Source organism: Pseudomonas sp. ICMP22404 (assembly GCF_006227205.1).
Classification (GTDB): domain Bacteria; phylum Pseudomonadota; class Gammaproteobacteria; order Pseudomonadales; family Pseudomonadaceae; genus Aquipseudomonas.
This window is the reverse complement of the sequence record NZ_VCNG01000013.1, coordinates 102,577-125,696: the sequence shown is the minus strand read 5'-3', so window position 1 is coordinate 125,696 and position 23,120 is coordinate 102,577. Positions and strand designations below refer to the sequence as shown.

The window sequence follows — 23,120 nt, the reverse complement described above, 5'->3', positions numbered from 1 at the left end:
TTGACCTTACAAAAAGCAATTGCATATCTATTACCTGCCGCACTAAGAAATTCGCCTCCCCAAGCAAATCGAGCTAAGCGAAGGCATTGTCAGCCTGAAACAAAACACTGTATAAATAACCAGACCTAACGCCTGGGAGCGGCCTTATGCTGGTGCACCTGTCCGTACACAACTACGCCATCGTCGAACACCTCGACCTCGAACTTGACCGAGGCATGAGCGTGATTACCGGTGAGACCGGTGCCGGCAAGTCGATCATGCTCGACGCCCTGGGTCTGACACTGGGTGATCGCGCCGACAGCGGCGTGGTACGCCCCGGAGCAGACAAGGCCGACATCCTGGCGACCTTCGACCTGGTCGATATCCCCGAAGCCAGCGCCTGGCTGGCCGAGCGCGACCTGGATACCGATGGCCTGTGCATCCTGCGCCGGGTCATCACCGCCGAAGGCCGCTCCCGAGGCTACATCAACGGCACTCCCTGCCCCCTGGGTGACCTCAAGGCTCTCGGGGAATTGCTGATCGACATCCACAGCCAGCACGAACACCAATCCCTGCTCAAGACCGACACCCATCGTCGCCTGCTCGATGAATATGCCGGGGCCACCGACCTGGCCCGCCAGGTTCAACTGGCAGCCCAACGCTGGCGCCAGACCCGGCAGGAGCTGGACCGACTCTCCAACTCCGGCGACGAACAGCGTGCCCGCCACCAACTGCTGAGCTACCAACTCGAAGAGCTGGAGAACCTGGCACTGGGAGAAAACGAGCTGGAAGAACTGGAGCAGGAGCACAAGAACCTGACCAATGCCGAAACCCTGCTGGGCATCTGCCGGCAAGTCGTCGAGCAATGCAGCGAAAGCGACTCGGGCAATGTGCTCAATGCGCTGACGGCGAGCCTGAACAGACTCTCCAGCGTGAACAACTCCGTCGGCGCCCTGAGCGAAGCAACCAACCTGCTGACCAGCGCACAGATCCAGGTCGAAGAAGCCGTGGGGGAACTCAACCGGTTCCTCGATCATTTCGACGCCGACCCGGCGCGCCTGCAATACCTGGAAGAGCGCCTGGACACTATCTATACGCTGGCCCGCAAACACCGCGTCCAGCCCACCGATGTCATCGAGCTGCAGCAACGCCTGCTGGAAGAGCTGGAAACCCTGAATGCCAATGACGAGTCCATCGAACGCCTGGGAGATGAACTGGCCTCCTATGCCCGTCATTACCAGGAGAAGGCCAAGGAGCTCAGCGAGCTGCGCCGTATAGCCGCCACCGGACTGGCCAGCGCCGTGGAGCAGGAAATCCAGCGCCTGGGCATGCCAGGGGGGCGCTTCACTATAGAACTGCGCCCCAACGCAGGGGACGAACTTCAGCCTAACGGGCTGGAGCAGGTGGAGCTGTTGGTCAGTGCCAACCCTGGGCAACCCCTCAAGGCGTTGGCGAAAGTTGCATCCGGCGGCGAGTTGTCGCGAATCAGCCTGGCCATCCAGGTCATCACTGCACAAACCTCACGCGTGCCGACGCTGGTATTCGACGAAGTGGACGTGGGTATTGGCGGGCCGACCGCAGAAATTGTCGGTCAGTTGCTGCGCAGACTGGGGGAACGTGGCCAGGTGCTGACGGTCACTCACTTGCCTCAGGTCGCCGCACAAGGGCATCAACATCTATTTGTCCACAAGGTGCGTGGCGAGGATGCCACCCGTACCGCAGTGTCCAAGCTCAGCAAGAGCGAGCGCGTTGAAGAAGTTGCAAGGATGCTCGGAGGGATCGATCTCACCAAGGAATCCCTGGCCCATGCGAAAAAAATGGTCGTTGCGGCGAAATCCTGAAGAAGCCGGGACGATCACCCAAATGAAAGAAGGCGACCCTGAGGTCGCCTTCTTTCATTTGGTACGCTTACTTCCTCTTGCGTACATGCAAGACGAGATGGTGATCGATCAGCTCGAAGCCATACTCTTCAGCAATTGCTTTCTGCAGCTTTTCGATTTCAGGACTGATGAACTCGATAACCTCACGGGTTTCCACATCCACCATGTGGTCGTGGTGTTCCCCATCCGCCAATTCGAAGACCGCATGACCGCCATCGAAATTATGGCGAGCCACGAGGCCGGCAGCCTCGAATTGGGTCAAAACACGGTAAACCGTGGCCAGACCGACGTCCTCGCCTGCTTCCATGAGGGCCTTGTAGACGTCTTCGGCACTCATGTGCCGCTGCTCGGCGGAGTCGAGCATTTGCAGAATCTTGACCCGTGGCAGTGTCACCTTGAGGCCGGCTTTGCGTAGTTCGCTATTTTCAACCATGGTCAGCTTTCTCGCGATGCTGCTTCGCAGCTACTCTTAATGCGGGTATGATCGGCGTTTACGTTGTCCCAGCCAAGATAGTGGAAGTCGCCCACCGATGCAAAACACCAAGCTCTTGCTAACCAGTTTCACCTTCGTGGGACTGCTCGCACTCGCCGGTTGTTCATTCCCCGGGGTTTACAAAATCGACATCCAGCAGGGCAATGTCGTGACGCAGGACATGATAGACCAGTTACGCCCGGGAATGACCCGCCGGCAAGTACGGTTTATCATGGGTAATCCCCTGCTGACCGACACGTTCCACGCCGATCGCTGGGATTATCTCTACAGCTTGCAGCCTGGCGGCGGTGAACGCCAGCAGGAACGCATCAGCGTTATCTTCAATGCCAACGATCAACTCGTCAGCCTGTCAGGCGATTTCATGCCTGGCGTGAGTCGCGACGAGGCCATCATGGGCAAGGACAGTGGCACGACGGTCACACCGGCCGAGAACGGCGAGAAGGCGAAACCGGAAAAACCGGTCAAGCCAGGTTCGTTGCTGGACCAGATCCAGAAGGATGTGGACAGCGTCGAGACAGTTCCCGTCCCGACGCCAGAACCACTGGACACCACGCCGCAATAAATTGCGACATGAAAAAAACCCGGCATGCCGGGTTTTTTATTGCCTGCAATCCAGGCCTGTTATGGATTCGGCTTACGTGCCTGGGCAGCCTTGGCCGCGCGCAGACGACGAATTTCCTTCGGGTCCGCCAGCAACGGCCGGTAAATTTCAAGCCGATCATCCGCCTGGACCACCTGGTGCTCCGGATCGGCAATCACCTTGCTGAAAATCCCCACCGGACAAGTGGCCAGGTCGAGCTCCGGGAACTCATCGGCAATGCCCGAGGCCGCCAGTGCAGCGCGAACCGTGGTGCCTTGCGGCACCGTAAATTTTCGCAAGACCTGCCGCTGGACAGCGGCATAGACCACTTCTATCTCAATCAACGCTTGAGCTCTGCATGTTGCTTGGCGCGCTGACAGAACGCGTCGACCAGGGTATTGGCCGCCTGATTGAACAACGGCCCCAGCGTGGCCCGAACCAGCGGGCCTGCGTAGTCGAACGACAGATCCAGACTGATCTTGCAGGCCTTCTCACCCAGCGGCTTGAACACCCAAACACCGTGGAGCTGATTGAAAGGCCCCTCTTCCAGGTTCATTTCGATGGATTGACCCGGCACCAGGGTATTGCGCGTCACGAAATGCTGGCTCAACCCGCCCTTGGCGACGCTCAGGCTGGCACGCATATGGGTCTCGGAGCTCTCGAGCACCTCGGCGGACGAGCACCAGGGCAGGAACTGCGGATAACTCGCCACATCGTTGACCAGGTCGTACAGCACCTGCGCCGGATAGGGCAGCAAGGCCGAGCGTTGAATATGTGTCGTCATGTAAGCGTCACTTCCACAGCTGGGCGGCAAACACCACGAGGATGCCGATCGGCGCCACGTAGCGCATCAGGAACAGACTCAAGGCGAACAATACAGGGCTGCGCAGCGACAACTCATCGCGTACGGCTTCACGCCCCATGATCCACCCTGCAAATACCACGAAACACAAACCACCCAGTGGCAGCATGATCCGTGATGTAAAGAAATCAATCACGCCGAAGAAATCCAGTCCTCCGGTTGCTCCCCATTGGTAGAGGCGGAACAGACCGTCTTCGTTCACGAAAAACTTCGCCTGCTTCCATATATTGAAGGAAAACACCGTCCCCAGCCCCACGAACCAGCAGGTGAAGGCCAGCCAGAACGTCACCCAGGCGCGACGGATCCGGGTCCGCTCAACCAGGTAAGCCACCATGGGCTCCAACAGGGAAATCGCCGAGCTCCAGGCCGCGATGGCGACCAGGACGAAAAATATCACGCCCATCACCTGACCGAACGCCATGTTGCCAAAGGCAAAGGGCAAGCTGACAAACATCAAGCCTGGGCCCTCACTGGGGTTCAGGCCGGCGGCGAACACAATTGGAAACAACGCCATACCTGCCATCAGAGACACGAAGGTATCCAGCAGCGCGACACCGACGACAGTCCTGGTGAGAGAGGCGTTCTTCGGCATGTAGGCGCCATAGATCATGATCGAGCCGACCCCGACGCTCAGGGAGAAGAACGCATGCCCCATGGCTGGCAGCAGGCCGTCCAGGACTTTCTCCGGCTTGAAGTCGAACATGAAGTGCAGGCCTTCCATGAAATGCCCGGTGGTCATGCTGTAGCCCAGCAGCACCAGGATCATCACGAACAGCAGCGGCATCATGATTCGCAGGCTGCGCTCGAGCCCCGCGACCACGCCCTTGGCGATCACCACGGCGGAAAGCAACATGAAGACGGTGTGCCAGAGCGTCAATCTCCAGGGATCCGAGATGACACCGCCGAAGTAGGCGCCCACCTGATCGGGTGCCACGCCTTGAAAGTCGCCGCGCCCCATGTCGATGATGTAATCCAGCGACCAACCGCCGACCACGCTGTAGAACGACAGGATCAGCAGCGCCGTGATCATCCCGGCGAAGGCTCCCCACGACCACTTGGGCGAGTGCCCCGCTTCCACGGCCAGCACCTTCAAGGCATTGGCCGGGCTTTGCCGGGCGCGGCGACCGATCAAGGTCTCGGCCAGCATCACCGGCGCGCCGATGAGTGCTATGCATGCCAGGAACATCAATACGAAGGCACCGCCACCGTAGACGCCGACCATGTAGGGGAATTTCCATATACTACCCAGTCCCACGGCCGAGCCGGTCGCAGCGAGTATGAAGACCCAGCGGCTAGCCCAACTGCCGTGGACAGAAACCTTGTCTGTCGACATCGTGATCACGCCCAAGCGTTCAAAAAAGAGGCCGCATTGTCCGGGATTCATTCAACGTGCTCAAGCATGCTGCTTCACCGTAGCCGACACGCACGCAACTGCCTATAATGCCGCCCCTATGGCTAAACAGAAGAAACACCCCACAGGGACCATCGCGCAAAATAAAAAGGCGCGACACGATTACTTCATCGAACAGCGTTTCGAGGCTGGCATGGTCCTGGCCGGCTGGGAAGTAAAGAGCCTGCGTGCAGGCAAGGCGCAACTGGTCGACAGCTACGTGCTGCTCAAGGATGGCGAAGCCTGGCTGCTGGGCAGCCATATCACGCCACTGACCACCGCCAGTACCCACGTGATTGCCGACCCGGTGCGCTCGCGCAAGCTGCTGCTCAACAAGCGCGAGCTGGAAAAACTCTTCGCTGCCGTACAGCAGAAGGGCTACGCCTGTGTCTGCACCTCGCTGTACTGGAGCAAGCACTTGATCAAGTGCGAAATTGCGCTGGGCAAGGGCAAGAAGGAATACGACAAGCGCGATACCGAGCGTGAGCGCGATGCCGGTCGCGAACTGCAGCGTGCTGTGCGCAACAAGGGCAAGGAAGAGTAAGCCCGCGCACAATCCAATGTGGGAGCGAGCCTGCTCGCGATAGCGGTGGATCAGTCGACATCGAAGTCGACCGACCCACCGCTATCGCGAGCAGGCTCGCTCCCACAGGTTGCCGAAACCTGGCTGGCTACATCCCCTTGCGCCGCTCCGCCCGCGCCACCCGCTGCACTTCCTGACGCACCTCTTCCAACACTTCCTGCACATACAAGATATGTCGGCTGGACACTTCCCGCGCCTGCTCGGCGTGTCCGTCCATGATTGCCTGGTACAGCTCCCGATGCTGGCTGATCAGCATGTCGCGGGTTTCGCTGCGCTGCTTGTACATGCCACCGATGTTGGTCACCACATTGCGCTTGAGCAGGTCGAACAGCCCACGGATGGTATGCAGCAGGACCGCGTTATGACTGGCCTCGGCAATCGCCAGGTGGAACCGGGCATCCGCCGCGCCCTCTTCCGCCCGGCTCACTTCATCGTGGCGGGCATAGCAATCCTGCAACTCATCGAACGCCGCCGTCAGCCGCTCGCGATCCACTTCCGTGGCCCGCAGCGCCGCGTAATAGGCACAGGATGCTTCCAGCGTGTGGCGGAACTCCAACAAGTCACGCTGCGCTTCGGGATTGCTTTCCAATAGCTGCAACAGCGGATCGCTGAACGTCGAGCCCAACGATTCCACTACATAGTTACCACCGCCCTGACGACTGACCAACAAGCCTTTGGCCGTCAGCTTCTGGATCGCCTCGCGCAGCGAGGGACGTGAAACGCCGAACTGTTCGGCCAGGGTCCGTTCGGCCGGCAGCCGCTCACCAGACTTCAGCGTGCCCTCAAGGATCATTCCTTCAAGCCGCTCGACAATATCGTCAGACAAACGGCGCTGACGAATCTGATCAAACCCCATAACTCGACTCTCCACGATCCCGACCGCTCGCCGGGCTCTCTATTCTGGCCCATCCGGGCCCTGCCTACATCCACCAGAAGCCATTTAGGCAAACAGATCAGATGGGATCTGCCGCACTTATTCGACGAAAGTTTCAGGGCGGCAAATTGACACATGACAACCAAGGCTTTTACCCTAGCCGACAGCGCTTGTAAATTGGTATTACCAATTAACCAAAACCGCTGACCAGTGCCTGACCAACAACAATTAGGGGCTCACCCACCATGCAAACCTGGCAACAGCTTTACAGCCCGCTCGGCAGTCTCGGCTTGTCCGCACTTGCGGCCGTTATCCCCATCGTATTTTTCTTCCTGGCCCTGGCGGTGTTTCGCCTCAAGGGGCATGTGGCGGGAAGCATCACCCTGGCCCTGGCGATTGCCGTGGCGATCTTTGCCTTCAACATGCCGGCCGACATGGCCTTCGCCGCCGCCGGCTACGGTTTTGCCTATGGCCTGTGGCCCATCGCCTGGATCATCGTCGCCGCCGTCTTCCTCTACAAATTGACGGTCAAGAGCGGCCAGTTCGAGGTCATCCGCAGCTCGGTGCTGTCGATCACCGATGACCAGCGCCTGCAAGTGCTGTTGATTGGGTTTTGTTTCGGCGCCTTTCTGGAAGGCGCCGCCGGCTTCGGTGCACCGGTGGCGATTACTGCCGCGCTGCTGGTGGGCCTGGGCTTCAACCCGCTGTATGCCGCCGGCCTGTGCCTGATCGCCAACACCGCGCCCGTGGCGTTCGGCGCGCTGGGCATTCCGATTATCGTGGCCGGCCAAGTCACCGGGATCGACGCCGTCAAGATCGGCGCCATGACCGGACGCCAGCTGCCATTACTGTCGCTGTTCGTGCCGTTCTGGCTGGTGTTCATGATGGATGGCCTGCGCGGCGTGCGGGAGACCTGGCCGGCGGCATTGGTGGCGGGCCTGAGCTTCGCCGTCACTCAGTACTTCACCTCCAACTTCATCGGTCCGGAACTGCCGGACATCACCTCGGCCCTCGCCAGCCTGATCTCGCTGACGCTGTTCCTGAAAGTCTGGCAGCCCAAACGCAGCGCAGGCGCGCAGATTGCCGGCGCCACTTCCGGCACAACGGTGACCGCCAGCGTCGGCGGTTTCGGCCAACCGCGCAGCACCGTGGCTTCGCCCTACAGCCCGGGAGAAATCATCAAGGCCTGGTCGCCGTTCCTGATCCTTACCGTACTGGTCACGATCTGGACCTTGAAACCCTTCAAGGCGATGTTCGCCGCCGGCGGCTCGATGTACGCCTGGGTATTCAACTTCGCCATTCCGCACTTGGATCAGATGGTGATCAAGGTCGCCCCCATCGTGGTCAACCCCACCGCCATTCCGGCCGTGTTCAAGCTTGATCCGATTTCTGCCACCGGCACGGCGATTTTCTTCTCAGCGCTGATCTCGATGTTGGTGCTGAAGATCAACCCTAAAACTGGTCTTACCACTTTCAAGGAAACCCTTTTCGAACTGCGCTGGCCCATCCTGTCGATCGGCATGGTGCTGGCCTTCGCCTTCGTCACCAACTACTCGGGCATGTCGTCGACCATGGCCCTGGTGCTGGCCGGCACGGGCGCGGCATTTCCGTTCTTCTCGCCCTTCCTGGGTTGGCTGGGGGTGTTCCTGACCGGCTCCGATACCTCCTCCAACGCCCTGTTCAGCTCGCTGCAAGCCACCACCGCACACCAGATCGGTGTCAACGACACGCTGCTGGTGGCGGCCAATACCAGTGGCGGCGTGACCGGCAAGATGATTTCGCCGCAATCGATCGCGGTGGCCTGCGCAGCCACCGGGCTGGTGGGCAAAGAGTCGGACCTGTTCCGTTTTACCCTGAAACACAGCCTATTCTTTGCAACGATCGTCGGCTTGATCACGTTGGCCCAGGCCTACTGGTTCACCGGCATGCTGGTGCACTGAGTCCTACAAGCTGCATGGAAAAAACCGACGCCGGAACCCTTCGGCGTCCGCTATCGATAACCGGGTCTGCAAGGCTACTGAAAGATTTGATCTCTATATTCAGCAGCCTCAGCGGACGGATAACCGGGACCACCCGGAGACACGCCTGATGAGCGAGCTTTTTTACAACGCCGTGCCGAACGCGACCCGTGTCGCCCCGCCACTGCCCGAGCCTCGGCAATACCCCAGCGAAAAACCGCAACGGGTCTACCTGTTCGGCACCTGCGTGGTGGACCTGTTCTATCCCGAAGCCGGAATGGACGCGATTCATCTTCTGGAGCGCGAAGGGATCCGGGTGGAGTATCCGCAAGGGCAAACCTGTTGCGGGCAACCGGCGTACACCTCGGGCTATACCGAGCAGGCCCGGACGGTGGCGCAGGCGCAACTGGCGTTGTTCGCCGAAGACTATCCGGTGGTGGTGCCCTCGGGTTCCTGCGCCGGCATGATGCGCGAGCATTACGCCGACCTGTTCAAGGACGAGCCCGAAACGCTCAAGCAGATCCAGGCCCTGGCTGCCCGGACCTACGAACTGGCCGAGTTCCTGCTGTTCGTCTGCAAGGTGCAGCTCGAGGACAGCGGCACACCGGTGAAGATTGCGCTGCACACGTCCTGCTCGGCACGGCGTGAAATGAATACCCACCTGCACGGCCGCGCGCTGTTGGCGCAGCTACGCAATGTGGAGCGGGTCGAACACAGCCACGAAAGCGAATGCTGCGGCTTTGGTGGGACATTCAGCGTTCGCATGCCGGATATTTCCGGCGCGATGGTGGCCGACAAGACCCGGGCGTTGAAGGAATCCGGCGCGCACAAGGTCATCAGTGCCGACTGCGGCTGCCTGATGAATATCAACGGCGCACTGGAAAAACAGCAGGCGGCGTTGCGCGGCCAGCACCTGGCGAGCTTCCTCTGGCAGCGTACCGGAGGTGTCGCATGAGCACGCCGACGCTGATTCCGACCGTTGAACTGCAGGACGATTTTCGTGCCCGGGCCCACAAGGCCCTGGGCGACACGCAATTGCGAAACAACTTTCGCACTGCGATGGATTCACTGATGACCAAGCGGGCAACGTCCTTCAGCGATGCCCACGAAAGAGAACACCTGCGGGTGCTGGGCAATGCCGTCCGCGCCCGTGCGTTATCGAAGCTGCCCGACCTTCTCGAGCGGCTTGAAAGCAACCTGACCCGCAACGGTGTGACTGTGCACTGGGCGGAAACGGTGGACGAGGCCAACGGCATCGTCCTCTCGATCATCCGCGCTCACGAGGCGCGGCAAGTGATCAAGGGCAAATCGATGGTCAGCGAAGAGATGGAGATGAACCATTTCCTCGAGGCTCGGGACATTGAATGTCTCGAATCCGACATGGGGGAATACATCGTCCAGCTCGACCACGAGAAGCCTTCACACATCATTATGCCGGCGATCCACAAGAATGCCGGTCAGGTCGCGTCCTTGTTCCACGACAAACTCGGCGTGGAGTACACCAAGGACGTCGACCAACTCATTCAGATCGGTCGTAAGGTCTTGCGGCAGAAATTCTTCGAGGCCGACATCGGCGTGTCGGGCGTCAATTTCGCCGTCGCCGAAACCGGCACCCTGCTGCTGGTGGAAAACGAAGGTAACGGGCGGATGTCCACCACCGTGCCACCGGTGCATATCGCCGTGACCGGCATCGAAAAAGTGGTGGAGAACCTGCGCGATGTGGTGCCGCTGCTCTCGCTGCTGACCCGCTCGGCCCTCGGCCAGCCGATCACCACCTACGTCAACATGATCTCCGGCCCGCGCAAGGCCGACGAACTGGACGGCCCCCAGGAAGTGCACCTGGTGCTGCTGGACAACGGTCGCAGCCAGGCCTTTGCCGACAGCGAATTGCGCCAGACCCTGAACTGCATCCGCTGCGGCGCCTGTATGAATCATTGCCCGGTCTACACCCGAATTGGCGGTCACGCCTACGGCGAGGTTTACCCGGGACCTATCGGAAAAATCATCACACCGCACATGGTCGGCCTCGCCAAGGTCCCGGACCACCCGAGCGCTTCCTCGCTGTGTGGTGCCTGCGGTGAAGTGTGCCCGGTGAAGATCCCGATCCCCGCCCTGCTGCGGCGCCTGCGGGAAGAAAACGTCAAGGCACCGGACAGTCCGAATCAAGTGATGCGTGGCCAGGGCAGCAAGTATTCGCCCAAGGAACGCTTCATCTGGAATGCCTGGGCCTGGCTCAACAGTTCGCCACGGCTGTATCGGCTGTTCGGCTTTCTGGCCACGCGCCTGCGTGCCCTGACGCCGAGCAACGTCGGCCCCTGGACCCAGAACCACAGCGCCCCGAAACCCGCCGCCCGCTCGTTGCATGACCTGGCCCGCGACCACCTGAAAGCCCAGGGAGACCGCCGATGAGCGCTCGGGACAATATCCTCGCCAAGCTGCGTAAAAGCCTGACCGGCACCACCCCGGTTGCCGACCAATTCGACGTCGATCTGGTCACGCAAACCTACCGCTACGCGCCCGAAGAACGCATCCCGCAGTTGCGCAAGCTGATGGAAGCGGTGCACACCGAAATCCACCTGACGTCGGGCGAAGGCTGGACGACGCTGCTGGCGCAGTTGCTGCGCGACCGGCAGCTGCCGAGCCTGCTGATCGCCCCAACCACCACTCATGGGAAAAAAATCACACAGTTCTGGGCGAATAATCCGGACCTACCGCCTCTCAAGGCCTACGACCGGCCGGTCGAGGAATGGAAAGCCGAACTGTTCAACGACACCCCCGCCAGCCTGACCGGAACCTTGGGTGCAATCGCCGCGACCGGCAGCCTGATCCTGTGGCCGACGCGAGAAGAACCGCGGCTGATGAGCCTCGTACCGCCAGTACATTTCGCCCTGCTCAAGGCCAGCGAGATCCGCGATAACTTCTATGAAGTGCAGCAGGAATTCGAATGGGCCCAAGGCATGCCCACCAACGCCCTGCTGGTGTCAGGTCCCTCGAAAACCGCCGACATCGAACAAGTCCTCGCCTATGGCGCCCACGGTCCCAAGGATCTGGTGGTATTGATTCTGGAGGACCAATGAGCCTTCCCGCCCCTTTCCTGAATGACGTACAGCAACTGATCCCACATAAGCGCCGTTTCGACGATCCCCTGTCGACTCTGGCCTTCGGCACCGACGCCAGTTTCTATCGGCTGATTCCGAAACTGGTGGTACGGGTCGAAAGCGAAGACGAAGTGGTCGCCCTGCTGAAACTGGCCCAGCGCGACCACGTTCCCGTCACCTTCCGCGCGGCCGGCACCAGCCTGTCGGGGCAAGCCATCAGCGACTCGGTGCTGATTGTGCTGGGAGATAACTGGAACGGCCGCGAGATTCGCCAACAGGGCACACAGATCCGTTTGCAACCGGGCGTGATCGGTGCCCAGGCCAATGCCTGGCTGGCACCGTTCGGACGCAAGATCGGCCCTGATCCGGCGTCGATCAACGCCTGCAAGATCGGCGGCATCGTCGCCAACAACGCCAGCGGCATGTGCTGCGGCACGGCGCAGAACACCTATCACACCCTGGCCGGCATCCGCCTGGTACTGGCCGATGGCACCCGCCTCGACACCGAAGACGATGCCAGCGTGGCCGCGTTCCGAGCCAGTCACGGCGAACTGCTTGAGCGGCTGGCGTCTCTCGGACGCGAGACCCGCGCCAATACCGAACTGGCCGCCAGAATTCGCCACAAATACCGTCTGAAAAATACCACCGGCCTGTCACTCAACGCCCTGGTGGATTTCGACGAGCCTGTGGATATCTTGAGCCACTTGCTGGTGGGGTCCGAAGGCACCCTCGGTTTCATCAGCGCGGTGACCTACAACACAGTAATCGACCATCCGAACAAGGCCTCGGCGCTGATCGTGTTCCCGGACGTGGAAACCTGCTGCAACGCCGTCACCGTGCTGAAAAGCCAGCCGGTATCGGCCGTAGAGCTGCTGGACCGGCGCAGCCTGCGCTCGGTTCAGGACAAGCCAGGCATGCCGGATTTCGTTCAACACCTGTCGATAAATGCCTGCGCCCTGCTGATCGAATCCCGCGCCGCGTCTTCGTCTTTGCTGCAAGAACAACTGGCGCAGATCATGGCCTCCCTGGCCGGCTTCCCGGTGGAAAAGCAGATCGACTTCACCGAGGACCCGAAGGAAAACGCCCGACTCTGGGCCATCCGCAAGGACACCTTTCCGGCGGTGGGCGCAGTGCGCAAAACCGGGACCACGGTCATCATCGAAGACGTGACCTTCCCGGTAGAACAGCTGGCGACGGGTGTGAACCGCCTGATCGAGCTGTTCGACAAACATCACTACGACGAAGCAATCCTTTTCGGACACGCACTGGAAGGCAATCTGCACTTTGTCTTCACCCAAGGCTTCAACAACCCTGAAGAAATCGCACGCTACCAGGCGTTCATGGATGACGTGGCGCAGTTGGTCGCGGTGGAATTCGGCGGCTCGCTGAAGGCCGAGCACGGCACCGGACGCAACATGGCGCCCTTCGTCGAACTGGAATGGGGCAGTGACGCCTACCAATTGATGTGGCAACTCAAACGCCTGCTCGATCCCAATGGCATCCTCAATCCGGATGTGGTGCTCAGCGAAGACCCACAGATCCACCTCAAGCACCTCAAACCCCTGCCCGCCGCCGACGAGATCGTCGACAAATGCATCGAATGCGGTTTCTGCGAACCGGTGTGCCCGTCCAAGGACCTGACCTTGAGCCCGCGCCAGCGCATCGTGATCTGGCGCGACATCCAGGCGAAAAAGCGCGCGGGCGTCGACACGTCCGAGCTGGAAACGGCCTATCAATATCAAGGCATCGACACCTGCGCCGCCACCGGGCTGTGCGCCCAACGCTGCCCGGTAGGCATCAATACCGGCGACCTGGTGAAAAAGCTCCGCGGCCGTACCGCAACGCGTACGAAAACCGCCGACTGGCTCGCGAGCAACTTCGCCCTGGCCCTGCAAGGAGCGCGCTTTACCCTGCACGTTGCCAACGGCGCGCGCATGCTGCTGGGGGCACCGCGACTGGCACGCTGGTCAACCGGGCTGCACCGTTTGTCCAAGGGCCAGGTGCCGCAATGGACCCCCGCCATGCCACAGCCGGAAAACCCCATCCGCTTCAGCCCGACCGTGTCGGATCAACGCCCGAGAGTGGTGTACCTGGCGGCCTGCGTGTCGCGGGTCATGGGCCCTGCGGCGGGAGATAAAGAGCAGGTTTCGCTGTACGAAAAAACCCGACAGCTGCTGGAAAAAGCCGGTTACCAGGTCGTCTTTCCCGACAACGTCGACAGCCTTTGCTGCGGCCAACCTTTCGCCTCAAAAGGTTATGCCGAACAAGCCGAGCACAAACGCCAGGAACTGATCGGTGCCCTACTGCATGCCAGTCGCGGCGGCCTCGACCCCATCTACTGCGACACCAGCCCGTGTACGTTGCGGCTAGTTCAGGATCTCGGCGAAGCGCGCCTGGACCTGTACGACCCCGTGCGTTTCATTCGCACGCATCTGATGGAGCGCCTGGCATTCAGCCCTCAGGATGAGCCGATTGCAGTGCATGTCACGTGCAGCACCCAGCACCTCGGCGAAAGTCAGGCGCTGATCGATCTGGTGCGCAAGTGCAGCAAGCACGTGGTCATTCCCGAAGGCATTCATTGCTGCGGTTTCGCCGGCGACAAGGGCTTTACCATGCCTGAACTCAACGCCCACTCGCTGCGCACCCTCAAGGACGCGGTTCAATACTGCACCGAGGGTATCTCCACCAGCCGCACCTGTGAGATTGGTCTGACACAACATGGCGCAATCGACTACCACGGTCTGGTGTACCTGGTAGACCGCGTCACCCAGGCCAAACCCGCCAGCGGTGGAGGGCTTTCTACAGGGCCCGACGAAAAATCGAATTCCTGCGCTTCGCTGTAGTCACTTGAATAGGCCCGGCTCTGTCGGGCCCTACGACAACGACTCGGCCTGTCCGTGACCGGCAGCACCGAGACCACACGTTCAAGGAGATACACATGAAGCACACCGCATTTGCTGGCTTGTTCATTTCCGCTGCACTGTTGGCCTCTCCGGTGTTTGCAGCGGATAACGACCTGTGCACCACCAAGCTTCAGGAGCTGCAGGATAAAGTCACCACGTTGCCGGCAACCTCTGAAAGCACCGCCGTAGACATCAAGCAGCAGCTAGCGAACGCCAAAACGGCCCAGACTGCCGGTGATGAAAAGAAATGCGTCACCGAAGCCACCCAAGCGCTGTCTGACGTGGATAAACTTCGTAACGAACCGAAGCAGTAATCACAGCCAGGCCAACCTCCGGGTTGGCCTCAGCCACGTATTGGCGTACACTGCACATGCCTGTCGCTCCAACAGCTTCACCGAGTGACAGGTTCGGGGCCGTTTAGGATTCGACGCCGGTTGCGAAACTTTAGGTGCATGCCGAGTTGGTAACAGAACTCGTAAATCCACTGTTGCAACTTCCTATAGTTGCCAATGACGAAACCTACGGGGAATACGCTCTCGCTGCGTAAGCAGCCTTAGCCCTTCCCTTCTGGTACCTTCGGGTCCAGCAATCATCAGGGGATGTCTGTAAACCCAAAGTGATTGTCATATAGAACAGAATCGCCGTGCAGTACGTTGTGGACGAAGCGGCTAAAACTTACACAACTCGCCCAAAGCACCCTGCCCGTCGGGTCGCTGAGGGTTAACTTAATAGACACGGCTACGCATGTAGTACCGACAGCGGAGTACTGGCGGACGGGGGTTCAAATCCCCCCGGCTCCACCAAATGATCAAAAAAAGACGTCCACGGACGTCTTTTTTTGTGCCTGCGATCCAGTAAATACGCGGCTTCCAGCGCTTTTGCGGTCTTTTGAGAGTTTTTGAGTTCCAGCCATTCGGGTATTCCAGACGGTATTCCAGCTCACCTGGTGCTAATCTTTGGAATACCGAATCAGTGCCTGAGGACAATCTCATGCCTGCTCAAAACCTCCGCCTCTCCGATCGACAGCTCAAGGGAGTCAAACCCGCGTCCAAGGATTACGTCCTCACTGACGGTGACGGTTTGCAGCTCCGAGTACGCAGCAACGGCTCGTTGCTGTGGAATTTCAACTACCGCGAACCGGTGACCAAGAAGCGCATCAACATCGGCTTCGGGACCTACCCCGAACTGTCACTGGCGAACGCACGAAAGAAGGCAGTCGAAGCGCGCGAGCTGCTCGCCCAAGGCATCGATCCGAAGGTGCAGCGCAATACGTTGAATGAAGCCAAGCGCGCAGAAACGGAATACACCTTCGAGAACGTGGCCACCGCCTGGTTCGAGCTCAAGAAAGACTCGGTCACCCCGGCCTACGCCGAGGACATCTGGCGGTCGCTCACACTGCACGTGTTCCCCGACTTGAGGACGACACCACTCGTAAAAATCACCGCGCCGATGGTGATCGCATTGCTTCGTCCAATTGAAGCGAAAGGCAGCCTGGAGACGGTGAAGCGGCTTAGCCAACGGCTTAACGAGATCATGACCTACGGCGTGAACTCCGGCCTGATCTTCGCCAACCCGCTCAGCGGCATCAGGGCAGTATTCAAGAAGCCCAAGAAAGAGAACATGGCTGCGCTGCCACCCGAAGAACTCCCCGAGCTCATGCTGGAGATCGCGAACGCCAGTATCAAACGCACGACCCGCTGCCTGATCGAATGGCAGTTGCACACGATGACTCGCCCCGCCGAGGCGGCAACTACTCGCTGGGCAGACATCGACTTTGAAAGGCGTGTTTGGACCATCCCAGCAGAGCGAATGAAGAAGCGCCGCCCGCACAGCATCCCGTTGAGTGATCACGCTGTCGCACTGTTGGAGTCATTGAAGACCCACAGCGGCCATCGCGAATACGTGTTCCCGGCAGACAGAAATCCGCGCACCCACGCCAATAGCCAAACGGCCAACATGGCGTTGAAGCGCATGGGCTTCCAAGATCGCTTGGTCAGCCACGGCATGCGCTCGATGGCTAGTACCATCTTGAATGAACATGGGTGGGACCCGGAGCTCATCGAAGTGGCACTGGCGCACGTCGACAAGGATGAGGTGCGAAGCGCCTACAACCGAGCCGACTACATCGAACGCAGGCGACCGATGATGGCCTGGTGGAGTGATTACATCCAGAAAGCCGCCACCGGCAGCCTGCTTGCCTCAGCATACGGCCAAGTCAGAGACAAGAACGTGGTGCCGATTCGCTAGCGCTGTGCAGCTGCAAGAATTGCAGCAACAACTGAACGTTCAAGATTCGGGGCAAGCAGCCTCGCTTATCCGCTTCTCAGCGCGGGTCCATCCAAACAGGGCTGCAAAGCCGCCCTGTTTGGATGGACCTTACTTTGAAGAGCTAAAAGCGACCACGTTGTCCAGGATTTACCACGGAACTCCACCGGTGGATAACCGTTCTTCAAGCCCACATTGGCGCTGAATTTCAAACCTTGACCGGGTTTATCCACAGGCGTAGAACTGGCCGTGCAAACGCTGTCGATGACAGCAACCCAGGTGGCCCGAACCTTGAAGGTCACGCCGCTCTCGCGGTGGTTCTCCCCCCAAATGGCGACTCGCATCCGGCAGCTCGCCCGGTCACCTCCCCGGTGATGGATGCCTACTTCAGATCATGGCCCTCGTGCGCCAGATAACACCTCCTACTTCGCTGCCCTGCAGCAACCTATCCGCTTGGCCGAATCTTGCGCCAACCTGCGCCCGTCTCTTTCTCCTGGAAAGAGACGGGCGCTTCTACCACTGCTGCAGCCCTCATCGCTCTTGGCTTTGCGGCAACTCCTATCGTGACAATCGGCGTGACAAACGCCGGTGTCACCAGCAACAGCGCTGTAGATGATGGTGCCGCAGACCAGGGAACGGACTGCACCTGACTGACAGTCAGGTATGCCCCGGTCATCGCATCGCTGCGTTCACCCAGCTCAGGATCTTCAGGCGCTGGTCTCGTCAGCCAGTGCAGCCCCCACCCGCCCACCGGTATCGGTGCTCAGGAGGCCAGATCATGAGATGCCCTTGCTCCCGGTCGTAAGGAGCCGACAGTCCCGCGTTAGAGGACATCCCCACAGGCCGCAGGGGCCTTGATCCCTGATAACACTCAGCATTCTAGGCGGGATGACGTGGGGCGAGGATCGGAGAGCGAACGATGAGGTGAGCGGCATGGCATTGGTGGGTAAACGCGATGGCCGCAATTTCGGCTACGGCAGGCAACTGAGCTACGCGGGACCGCAGGCGCTGAAAGACATGTTCGGCGATGGCCATTACGGCACGGTCAAAGCGCACTGTGACCGGTGGCTGGCATTCGTGAAGTGGTGCCGCTCCGAACAGGGACCCGGTATCAATGATGCGCGGCAGATTGATCGGAAGGTGTTGGCCGACTATGCGGGGTATCTGCGCGACATGGTTGGACGCGGCGAGCTCGCCGTCAGCACCGCACAAAACCGGCTATCCAGTGTTAACAGGACCATGGCGGCGCTTCGCGGTGATCAGTACGTGAAATTGCCTAGTCCGAGCAAGGCGTTGGGCATGCAGCGCACCGGAGTTCGACAATCGGTACCGCAGGGCCAAGACCGCGAACAGGTTAAACAGACCGTCGATGCGCTTTGCAGCCGTCATCAGTTACGAGCCGCTGCGATCGTTCTGTTGGCGCGAGCCACCGGCATGCGCTTGCGTGAGGCCATCTTGGCTGACCTGCCACGGCTAAGCCGTGAGGCTAACGACCAAGGCAGGATTAACATTCAGGATGGCACCAAAGGCGGCCGTGCTGGCGCATCGGCTCCCCGTTGGATTACGGTGGATGACCAGGTTCGTGGTGCACTTGGGTTTGCACGGCAGGTGTCGCCTGCGGGTAGCCGCAACCTGATTGCGCGCCACGAAAGTTACCTGATTTTTCTGCAAAAAATTATACGTCCTGCGCGGGACATCCTGCATGCACACAACCTCAAAGGCTTCCATGAGCTACGAGCGGCGTATGCGTGTGAGCGCTATGAGCAAATCACCCAACACCGCGCGCCTATCAACCGCGGCCAATGTTGCCAAGTAAATAGGCACCTTGATCGTGACGCCCGGAGGCAAATCAGCTATGAGCTGGGGCACGGTAGAACTGATGTGATCGCTGCCTACGTTGGAGGGCGGAAATGAGTAGGCCCTTTGATATGGAGCTGTTCTTGGCTGCGGTGCTAACGGGATCGCACGCAACGCGGCAACGCCATTTGCGCCAGGCAAAGCTCATCCAAGCTGAAATTGCACAACGCTGGCAGCGAGAGACGCCCTGGACTTGGCAGCGGAAGCATTTGGCTTGGTTTCTAGAGCATCGTCTAGCTAGACGTAGTGAGGCGGCGCGGTACTACTATTTGCTGACTATTCGCCTGCTTTCTCGTCGATTAGAAAAACCATGGGTATTCACCGTCACGTTGAAATCTGGATCGACAATCATCATTGGAAGCAACCGACTCTAGCTGCCGTTGGCAGATGCTAGGAAGCCGGCCTGGAGCACTGGACTCGCCCAATGACGTTCATCGGCATGATGGCGTATTGCCCAGATGCATGCATCGTGCGATTCTGAGACATGGATTGATCGGAAGCGCTTAGACGGCGCCGGCTTGCAAGGAATGAATTACGAACTGCCAAAATCTCATGGAAGGCGAGTGAATCTTAGCCTACTTCGGCATCTACATTCTTTTCTTGTGAAACTAGGACGTCTGAAACGGTCGCTCAAGTAGTTCATATAAAAAGCTGCTAATCGCTGGGGGAATAAATGGATTTTAATCGTAGGCTCAATTCACTAAGGCAGCGCCGTGCTTTCACTGACATAGCGAGTACTGGAGTTGCTCTTGACTCAGTAAATTGGTCGCTTTCAAAGTCGCTCAATGAATCCTTTGAAAGTTATGATGCTCTGAAGGAGTCGAGTGGCATCAAATACGTGGTAGGCGCTATGGCCCCTGTCTCTAAGCGGGGGACCGAAATTTCAAAGTCTGAGGGGCAAAGAGTTGCAAATAGTCTAATCAAGTCTCTGGAGGCACAGAATGAGAACGTTACTAGTGTATTGCAAGGGTCGGTTGCGTTAAATATACATATTAAAGGAGCTTCTGACGTAGATATGCTTATCATTGAGCGCGATACTCTATTTGTAGAACGCCCTCATGTAAGCTCCAGTGCTTACGTTGCAGCTAGTGACTCTCGACCTCTTTTGCAGATAGTAAAAGATATTCGTAACAAGTCTGAGTCAATTCTTTCTGAGAACTTCCCGGCTGTAAATGTCATTGGTAATGACAAGTCCATAGCCATGGACGGGGGAAGCCTTCGCGTTCCAGTAGATATTGTTCCTGCTGTCTGGTTTGACAGTATTGATTATCAGCGTACTAGAGATCAAAGTGACCGAGGAATAAAAATTTACAGCAAGTCTGATGATGCGTTTATTACAAACTTTCCATTTAAGCACATTGAAGAGGTCAATCTTAAGGATTCTCGATATTCAGGGAACGTCAAGTGCGTAATCAGACTGCTGAAAACTCTCGTTTCGGACATGGATGAAACCGATAAAAAAGTCGCAAAAGGTTTGTCTAGCTATGACCTGACGGCATTAGCATACCATATGGGGGACAACCTTGATGTCCCGGTTTATCAGCGTGTTGCATTGGTTCTTAGAATTGAAGCGTTCTTCACATTTCTGATCGGTGCTCCTGAGTATCGCAACTCGCTTAGCGTGCCGAATGGCACCCGGAAGATCTTCGATGCTCCAGAACGATTACCAGCTTTGATCTTGATAAGAGACGAAGTTAGAGAGCTTTCATTTTCTATCGCCAAGGAGATTGAGCCTTGGAATAGCAATATTGATACTGGAATCCTTGAGCGCCGTATCGTCGCCGATACAGTGTTTGATCAGTGAACTAAGCACTACTGGGCCGGGATTTTCTCTATGGTTAAAGATGAGTCGCAGAATAATTCAGTGCCCCCCTTCAGGATTCTCTCGCTAGACGGAGGAGGTGCAAAAGGTTTTTATACGCTTGGGGTACTTAAGGAAATCGAATCCCTAACGGGAGAGAAGCTTCATCAGACATTTGATTTGGTGTTTGGTACAAGCACAGGATCGATTATTGCGTCATTGATTGCCATAGGGTATGAGGTTGACGACATTTTGAAGTTGTATCGCGAGCATGTTCCTAAGGTAATGAAGCATAACTCGCGGTCTGGACGAACTGCGTCACTTTCAAAATTGGCTGAAGAGGTATTTGGGCAGACCACATTTGATGACGTCAAAACCGGACTTGGGGTTGTTGCTTCTCGCTGGGTTCAGGAGCGGCCTATGATTTTTAAAAGCGATCCAAAGCAGGCTCACGGGAGGCAGGGAAGTTTTGTTCCTGGTTTTGGTGTTCCGATGAAAGATGCAATTAGGGCATCTTGTTCGGCCTTTCCATTTTTTGAACCTACGACCGTCTGCACAAGCCTCGGTGAAAAAGTTGAATTGATCGATGGTGGGTTTTGCGCTAACAATCCCACATTGTATGCTATCGCAGATGCGGTTAAAAGTCTGAATAAACCAAAAGCTGATATTCGAGTTGTAAGTATTGGCGTCGGCTTTTATCCGAAGCCTAGGGGATCTATTATTGAAAGGCTAATAAGTCGCCTGATTAGTGTCCGCTTGCTTCAGAAAACGCTGGAGATTAATACGCAGTCTATGGATCAGCTAAGGAGCATACTTTTTGATGATATTGAGACAATAAGAATTAGCGATTCATTCACTGAACCGCATATGGCCACTGACTTATTGGAGCATAATTTAGATAAGCTGGATATACTCTTTCAGCGTGGTCGAGACTCTTTTGGGCAGCGTGAGAAAACGCTTAGATCTTATTTGCTGAACTCTCAAGGGTGCTGATCAGGCTTGGCGGCTTCCGGAGAATTATAATTTCCATAGCTTCACTAATAAACGTGAGAGCTAAGGCATGATCGATAACTGAACCTCATTGCGAGCTATAATCTTGAAATACATATCTATTGATGGTGATGATATTGGGGTCAGAATAACATCCTGCTACCTGAGTAATGATGAGGGTAGGTTAAGGTTGATTAGCAAGCAGCTTGAGGAGTCCACCTTGAAAATTGCAAGCCTATTAGAGTCGGAAGGATTTCATGTGATTTTCAGGGCTGCAGATGGCGTAGTTGCAAAAACAAACGCTCATTGCAATTTTGAAGAGATGTTTCTTCGTTTAAATTCATGTTCTACAAGCGATATCACCTTTTCAGCAGGTGTTGGATCTAGTTTGATGGAGGCCTACATTGCTTTGATGAAATCAAAAAGCAATGGAAAGAATCAGCTATCAAAGCTTGATGGATTTAAATAGGGCGTTATATGTTCAGGGTTGTCAGATTTGATTTGCTTTTGAGGTCGGTTGTTTTGATTTCAATTTTAATTTCAGTCGTGGCGTATGTTTTTGCGCAAAGGCTTACCGGTACTAATATAAGTATATTTAAACTTGCATCAATTGCCACTGCGGCATCTACAGTTGTGATGTTTGTTTTGTTGTCGCCCTTTATCTCTCGAAAAATTTGGTTTATAGCAAGATTTTTTAAGAAAGGACTTTATCCTGATTTGAATGGGGTATGGGTGGGGCAAATTACTACAGAGGACCAGAAGACCTTTGAGGTTAGGGCAGTTATAAGGCAAGCTCTTTTGGTTACTGAAATAGATATGCATGGCGAGACAGTGAAGTCAGTGACGCTTGAAACAACACCTACGATAGAGCTTAACAAAAAGAAACTTTACTACGTCTATCGCTCTACACCCAGGAATCCATCTTGGGGGGATTATGTTGGCTCGACAATTTTTGATGTTATTGAAGGCGGCTCAGCGCTTATTCTTTCGGGCAGATATTATACTGATCGGAAGTCAGTCGGTAGGATATCCATTAAGCGTGTGTCCACAAGTATTGATGCTGATGTTTCTTATTATTGATTCTGAAGATTTGTTTGTTTTTATGGTTGGGGCGGTTGAGTCAGAATGAATAGTGCTATTTCGTCAAGAAAGTATTTGGAAGTTGCGTGATGACTGCCTTTTCGATGCTTGCTTTGCTCTGGTAGTGATAACTTGGTGTGAGGTTATCGCATAGGCTGGAGATGTCTACAGGGGCGGGGTAGTCCAACCAAAGGCAGAACCTTGATCCCACTCCTGTTGACCTGGGCAACATCACGAGACAAAACCAATAGAACAAGGGATTCACGGATGCAGTCCGCGCTCATCGAGAGTGGTGTTGTAAGAACGATTGAGGCTATTAGTAGATCGTCGCCCTCGGACATCGATGGCGAGTTGTGGCCGATAGCTGTCTTCCACGAATGGCAGCAATGGGTTGGCGGACGTTCGTGGATGACTGGTTCTAGTCAGAAGCCTCCGACAGCCATCTGAACCCCTTCCGTCCTGGCACTAACGACTGCCACTCCCTATAGATCCCTACAGGGGCCGCTCAATGGCTAGTGGCCACCACC

General features: G+C 57.1%; 21 protein-coding genes and 1 other RNA gene. 17 read left to right on the top strand and 5 right to left on the bottom strand.

Annotation, left to right across the window (positions count from 1 at the left end; all coding sequences use genetic code 11):
• Nucleotides 1-146 precede the first annotated feature (146 nt).
• Nucleotides 147-1,820: a DNA repair protein RecN gene (gene recN, locus FGE05_RS21840; RefSeq protein ID WP_139648191.1), complete on the top strand. Its 1,674-nt coding sequence runs from the start codon at nt 147-149 to the stop codon at nt 1,818-1,820.
• A gap of 67 nt (nt 1,821-1,887) precedes the next feature.
• Here the strand turns inward: recN and fur are convergent, their stop codons facing one another.
• On the bottom strand, nt 1,888-2,292 hold the full coding sequence (gene fur, locus FGE05_RS21835; RefSeq protein WP_024779961.1) for a ferric iron uptake transcriptional regulator: 405 nt from the start codon (nt 2,290-2,292) through the stop codon (nt 1,888-1,890).
• A gap of 97 nt (nt 2,293-2,389) precedes the next feature.
• On the opposite strand from fur, the gene FGE05_RS21830 reads away from it, so the two are divergent.
• Nucleotides 2,390-2,914, top strand: coding sequence for an outer membrane protein assembly factor BamE (locus tag FGE05_RS21830; RefSeq protein WP_041025007.1), 525 nt, complete (start codon nt 2,390-2,392; stop codon nt 2,912-2,914).
• A gap of 59 nt (nt 2,915-2,973) precedes the next feature.
• Here the strand turns inward: FGE05_RS21830 and FGE05_RS21825 are convergent, their stop codons facing one another.
• The 3 genes from FGE05_RS21825 to FGE05_RS21815 are packed head-to-tail and all read right to left on the bottom strand — an operon-like array spanning nt 2,974 to nt 5,127.
• A complete protein-coding gene (locus FGE05_RS21825; protein ID WP_139648189.1) occupies nt 2,974-3,276 on the bottom strand; it encodes an RnfH family protein in 303 nt (100 codons plus the stop codon).
• Nucleotides 3,273-3,716: a type II toxin-antitoxin system RatA family toxin gene (locus FGE05_RS21820; RefSeq protein WP_139648187.1), complete on the bottom strand. Its 444-nt coding sequence runs from the start codon at nt 3,714-3,716 to the stop codon at nt 3,273-3,275. Before FGE05_RS21820 ends, FGE05_RS21825 begins: the two co-directional genes overlap by 4 nt.
• A gap of 7 nt (nt 3,717-3,723) precedes the next feature.
• Complete coding sequence (locus FGE05_RS21815; protein WP_139648184.1) at nt 3,724-5,127, bottom strand: sodium-dependent transporter; 1,404 nt, start codon at nt 5,125-5,127, stop codon at nt 3,724-3,726.
• Nucleotides 5,128-5,245: 118 nt separating this feature from the next.
• On the opposite strand from FGE05_RS21815, the gene smpB reads away from it, so the two are divergent.
• Nucleotides 5,246-5,728 (top strand): SsrA-binding protein SmpB, encoded by a 483-nt coding sequence (gene smpB, locus FGE05_RS21810; RefSeq protein ID WP_024779966.1) that lies wholly within the window; start codon nt 5,246-5,248, stop codon nt 5,726-5,728.
• A gap of 127 nt (nt 5,729-5,855) precedes the next feature.
• Here smpB and FGE05_RS21805 read toward each other — a convergent pair whose 3' ends face one another.
• Nucleotides 5,856-6,623: an FCD domain-containing protein gene (locus tag FGE05_RS21805; RefSeq protein ID WP_139648183.1), complete on the bottom strand. Its 768-nt coding sequence runs from the start codon at nt 6,621-6,623 to the stop codon at nt 5,856-5,858.
• Nucleotides 6,624-6,886: 263 nt separating this feature from the next.
• Here FGE05_RS21805 and FGE05_RS21800 point away from each other — a divergent pair, with 263 nt between their 5' ends.
• The 14 genes from FGE05_RS21800 (at nt 6,887) to FGE05_RS21730 (ending at nt 22,593) form a co-directional block, all read left to right on the top strand.
• Complete coding sequence (locus tag FGE05_RS21800; protein WP_139648181.1) at nt 6,887-8,581, top strand: lactate permease LctP family transporter; 1,695 nt, start codon at nt 6,887-6,889, stop codon at nt 8,579-8,581.
• Nucleotides 8,582-8,729: 148 nt separating this feature from the next.
• Nucleotides 8,730-9,554, top strand: a complete 825-nt coding sequence (locus FGE05_RS21795; protein WP_139648179.1) for a (Fe-S)-binding protein — start codon at nt 8,730-8,732, stop codon at nt 9,552-9,554.
• Nucleotides 9,551-11,008: a LutB/LldF family L-lactate oxidation iron-sulfur protein gene (locus FGE05_RS21790; protein WP_139648177.1), complete on the top strand. Its 1,458-nt coding sequence runs from the start codon at nt 9,551-9,553 to the stop codon at nt 11,006-11,008. Before FGE05_RS21795 ends, FGE05_RS21790 begins: the two co-directional genes overlap by 4 nt.
• Nucleotides 11,005-11,676, top strand: a complete 672-nt coding sequence (locus tag FGE05_RS21785) for a lactate utilization protein C (RefSeq protein ID WP_139648175.1) — start codon at nt 11,005-11,007, stop codon at nt 11,674-11,676. Before FGE05_RS21790 ends, FGE05_RS21785 begins: the two co-directional genes overlap by 4 nt.
• A complete protein-coding gene (locus FGE05_RS21780) occupies nt 11,673-14,540 on the top strand; it encodes an FAD-binding and (Fe-S)-binding domain-containing protein (RefSeq protein ID WP_139648173.1) in 2,868 nt (955 codons plus the stop codon). Before FGE05_RS21785 ends, FGE05_RS21780 begins: the two co-directional genes overlap by 4 nt.
• A gap of 95 nt (nt 14,541-14,635) precedes the next feature.
• Nucleotides 14,636-14,914 (top strand): hypothetical protein, encoded by a 279-nt coding sequence (locus FGE05_RS21775; RefSeq protein WP_139648171.1) that lies wholly within the window; start codon nt 14,636-14,638, stop codon nt 14,912-14,914.
• A gap of 95 nt (nt 14,915-15,009) precedes the next feature.
• Nucleotides 15,010-15,403, top strand: a transfer-messenger RNA (tmRNA) gene (ssrA, locus tag FGE05_RS21770).
• 187 nt (nt 15,404-15,590) lie between these two features.
• Nucleotides 15,591-16,847, top strand: coding sequence for an integrase domain-containing protein (locus tag FGE05_RS21765; protein ID WP_139648169.1), 1,257 nt, complete (start codon nt 15,591-15,593; stop codon nt 16,845-16,847).
• Nucleotides 16,848-17,798: 951 nt separating this feature from the next.
• Nucleotides 17,799-18,779 (top strand): integrase domain-containing protein, encoded by a 981-nt coding sequence (locus FGE05_RS21755; RefSeq protein ID WP_139648167.1) that lies wholly within the window; start codon nt 17,799-17,801, stop codon nt 18,777-18,779.
• Complete coding sequence (locus FGE05_RS30165; RefSeq protein WP_139648166.1) at nt 18,776-19,096, top strand: hypothetical protein; 321 nt, start codon at nt 18,776-18,778, stop codon at nt 19,094-19,096. The genes FGE05_RS21755 and FGE05_RS30165 overlap by 4 nt, the downstream gene beginning before the upstream one ends.
• Nucleotides 19,097-19,395: 299 nt before the next feature.
• Nucleotides 19,396-20,526, top strand: a complete 1,131-nt coding sequence (locus FGE05_RS21745; RefSeq protein WP_139648164.1) for a hypothetical protein — start codon at nt 19,396-19,398, stop codon at nt 20,524-20,526.
• Nucleotides 20,527-20,556: 30 nt separating this feature from the next.
• A complete protein-coding gene (locus tag FGE05_RS21740) occupies nt 20,557-21,516 on the top strand; it encodes a patatin-like phospholipase family protein (RefSeq protein ID WP_139648162.1) in 960 nt (319 codons plus the stop codon).
• An 88-nt stretch (nt 21,517-21,604) separates the two neighbouring features.
• A complete protein-coding gene (locus tag FGE05_RS21735) occupies nt 21,605-21,982 on the top strand; it encodes a mCpol domain-containing protein (RefSeq protein ID WP_306669526.1) in 378 nt (125 codons plus the stop codon).
• Nucleotides 21,983-21,990: 8 nt separating this feature from the next.
• Complete coding sequence (locus FGE05_RS21730; RefSeq protein WP_139648158.1) at nt 21,991-22,593, top strand: hypothetical protein; 603 nt, start codon at nt 21,991-21,993, stop codon at nt 22,591-22,593.
• Nucleotides 22,594-23,120 lie beyond the last annotated feature (527 nt).

Bases quoted from the DNA above. Each gene is read 5' to 3' on its own strand.
- recN (WP_139648191.1), top strand. From the start codon at position 147: ATGCTGGTGCACCTGTCCGTACACAACTACGCCATCGTCGAACACCTC.
- fur (WP_024779961.1), bottom strand. From the start codon at position 2,292: ATGGTTGAAAATAGCGAACTACGCAAAGCCGGCCTCAAGGTGACACTG.
- FGE05_RS21830 (WP_041025007.1), top strand. From the start codon at position 2,390: ATGCAAAACACCAAGCTCTTGCTAACCAGTTTCACCTTCGTGGGACTG.
- FGE05_RS21820 (WP_139648187.1), bottom strand. From the start codon at position 3,716: ATGACGACACATATTCAACGCTCGGCCTTGCTGCCCTATCCGGCGCAG.
- FGE05_RS21815 (WP_139648184.1), bottom strand. From the start codon at position 5,127: ATGTCGACAGACAAGGTTTCTGTCCACGGCAGTTGGGCTAGCCGCTGG.
- smpB (WP_024779966.1), top strand. From the start codon at position 5,246: ATGGCTAAACAGAAGAAACACCCCACAGGGACCATCGCGCAAAATAAA.
- FGE05_RS21805 (WP_139648183.1), bottom strand. From the start codon at position 6,623: ATGGGGTTTGATCAGATTCGTCAGCGCCGTTTGTCTGACGATATTGTC.
- FGE05_RS21800 (WP_139648181.1), top strand. From the start codon at position 6,887: ATGCAAACCTGGCAACAGCTTTACAGCCCGCTCGGCAGTCTCGGCTTG.
- FGE05_RS21795 (WP_139648179.1), top strand. From the start codon at position 8,730: ATGAGCGAGCTTTTTTACAACGCCGTGCCGAACGCGACCCGTGTCGCC.
- FGE05_RS21790 (WP_139648177.1), top strand. From the start codon at position 9,551: ATGAGCACGCCGACGCTGATTCCGACCGTTGAACTGCAGGACGATTTT.
- FGE05_RS21785 (WP_139648175.1), top strand. From the start codon at position 11,005: ATGAGCGCTCGGGACAATATCCTCGCCAAGCTGCGTAAAAGCCTGACC.
- FGE05_RS21780 (WP_139648173.1), top strand. From the start codon at position 11,673: ATGAGCCTTCCCGCCCCTTTCCTGAATGACGTACAGCAACTGATCCCA.
- FGE05_RS21775 (WP_139648171.1), top strand. From the start codon at position 14,636: ATGAAGCACACCGCATTTGCTGGCTTGTTCATTTCCGCTGCACTGTTG.
- FGE05_RS21765 (WP_139648169.1), top strand. From the start codon at position 15,591: ATGCCTGCTCAAAACCTCCGCCTCTCCGATCGACAGCTCAAGGGAGTC.
- FGE05_RS21755 (WP_139648167.1), top strand. From the start codon at position 17,799: ATGGCATTGGTGGGTAAACGCGATGGCCGCAATTTCGGCTACGGCAGG.
- FGE05_RS30165 (WP_139648166.1), top strand. From the start codon at position 18,776: ATGAGTAGGCCCTTTGATATGGAGCTGTTCTTGGCTGCGGTGCTAACG.
- FGE05_RS21745 (WP_139648164.1), top strand. From the start codon at position 19,396: ATGGATTTTAATCGTAGGCTCAATTCACTAAGGCAGCGCCGTGCTTTC.
- FGE05_RS21740 (WP_139648162.1), top strand. From the start codon at position 20,557: ATGGTTAAAGATGAGTCGCAGAATAATTCAGTGCCCCCCTTCAGGATT.
- FGE05_RS21730 (WP_139648158.1), top strand. From the start codon at position 21,991: ATGTTCAGGGTTGTCAGATTTGATTTGCTTTTGAGGTCGGTTGTTTTG.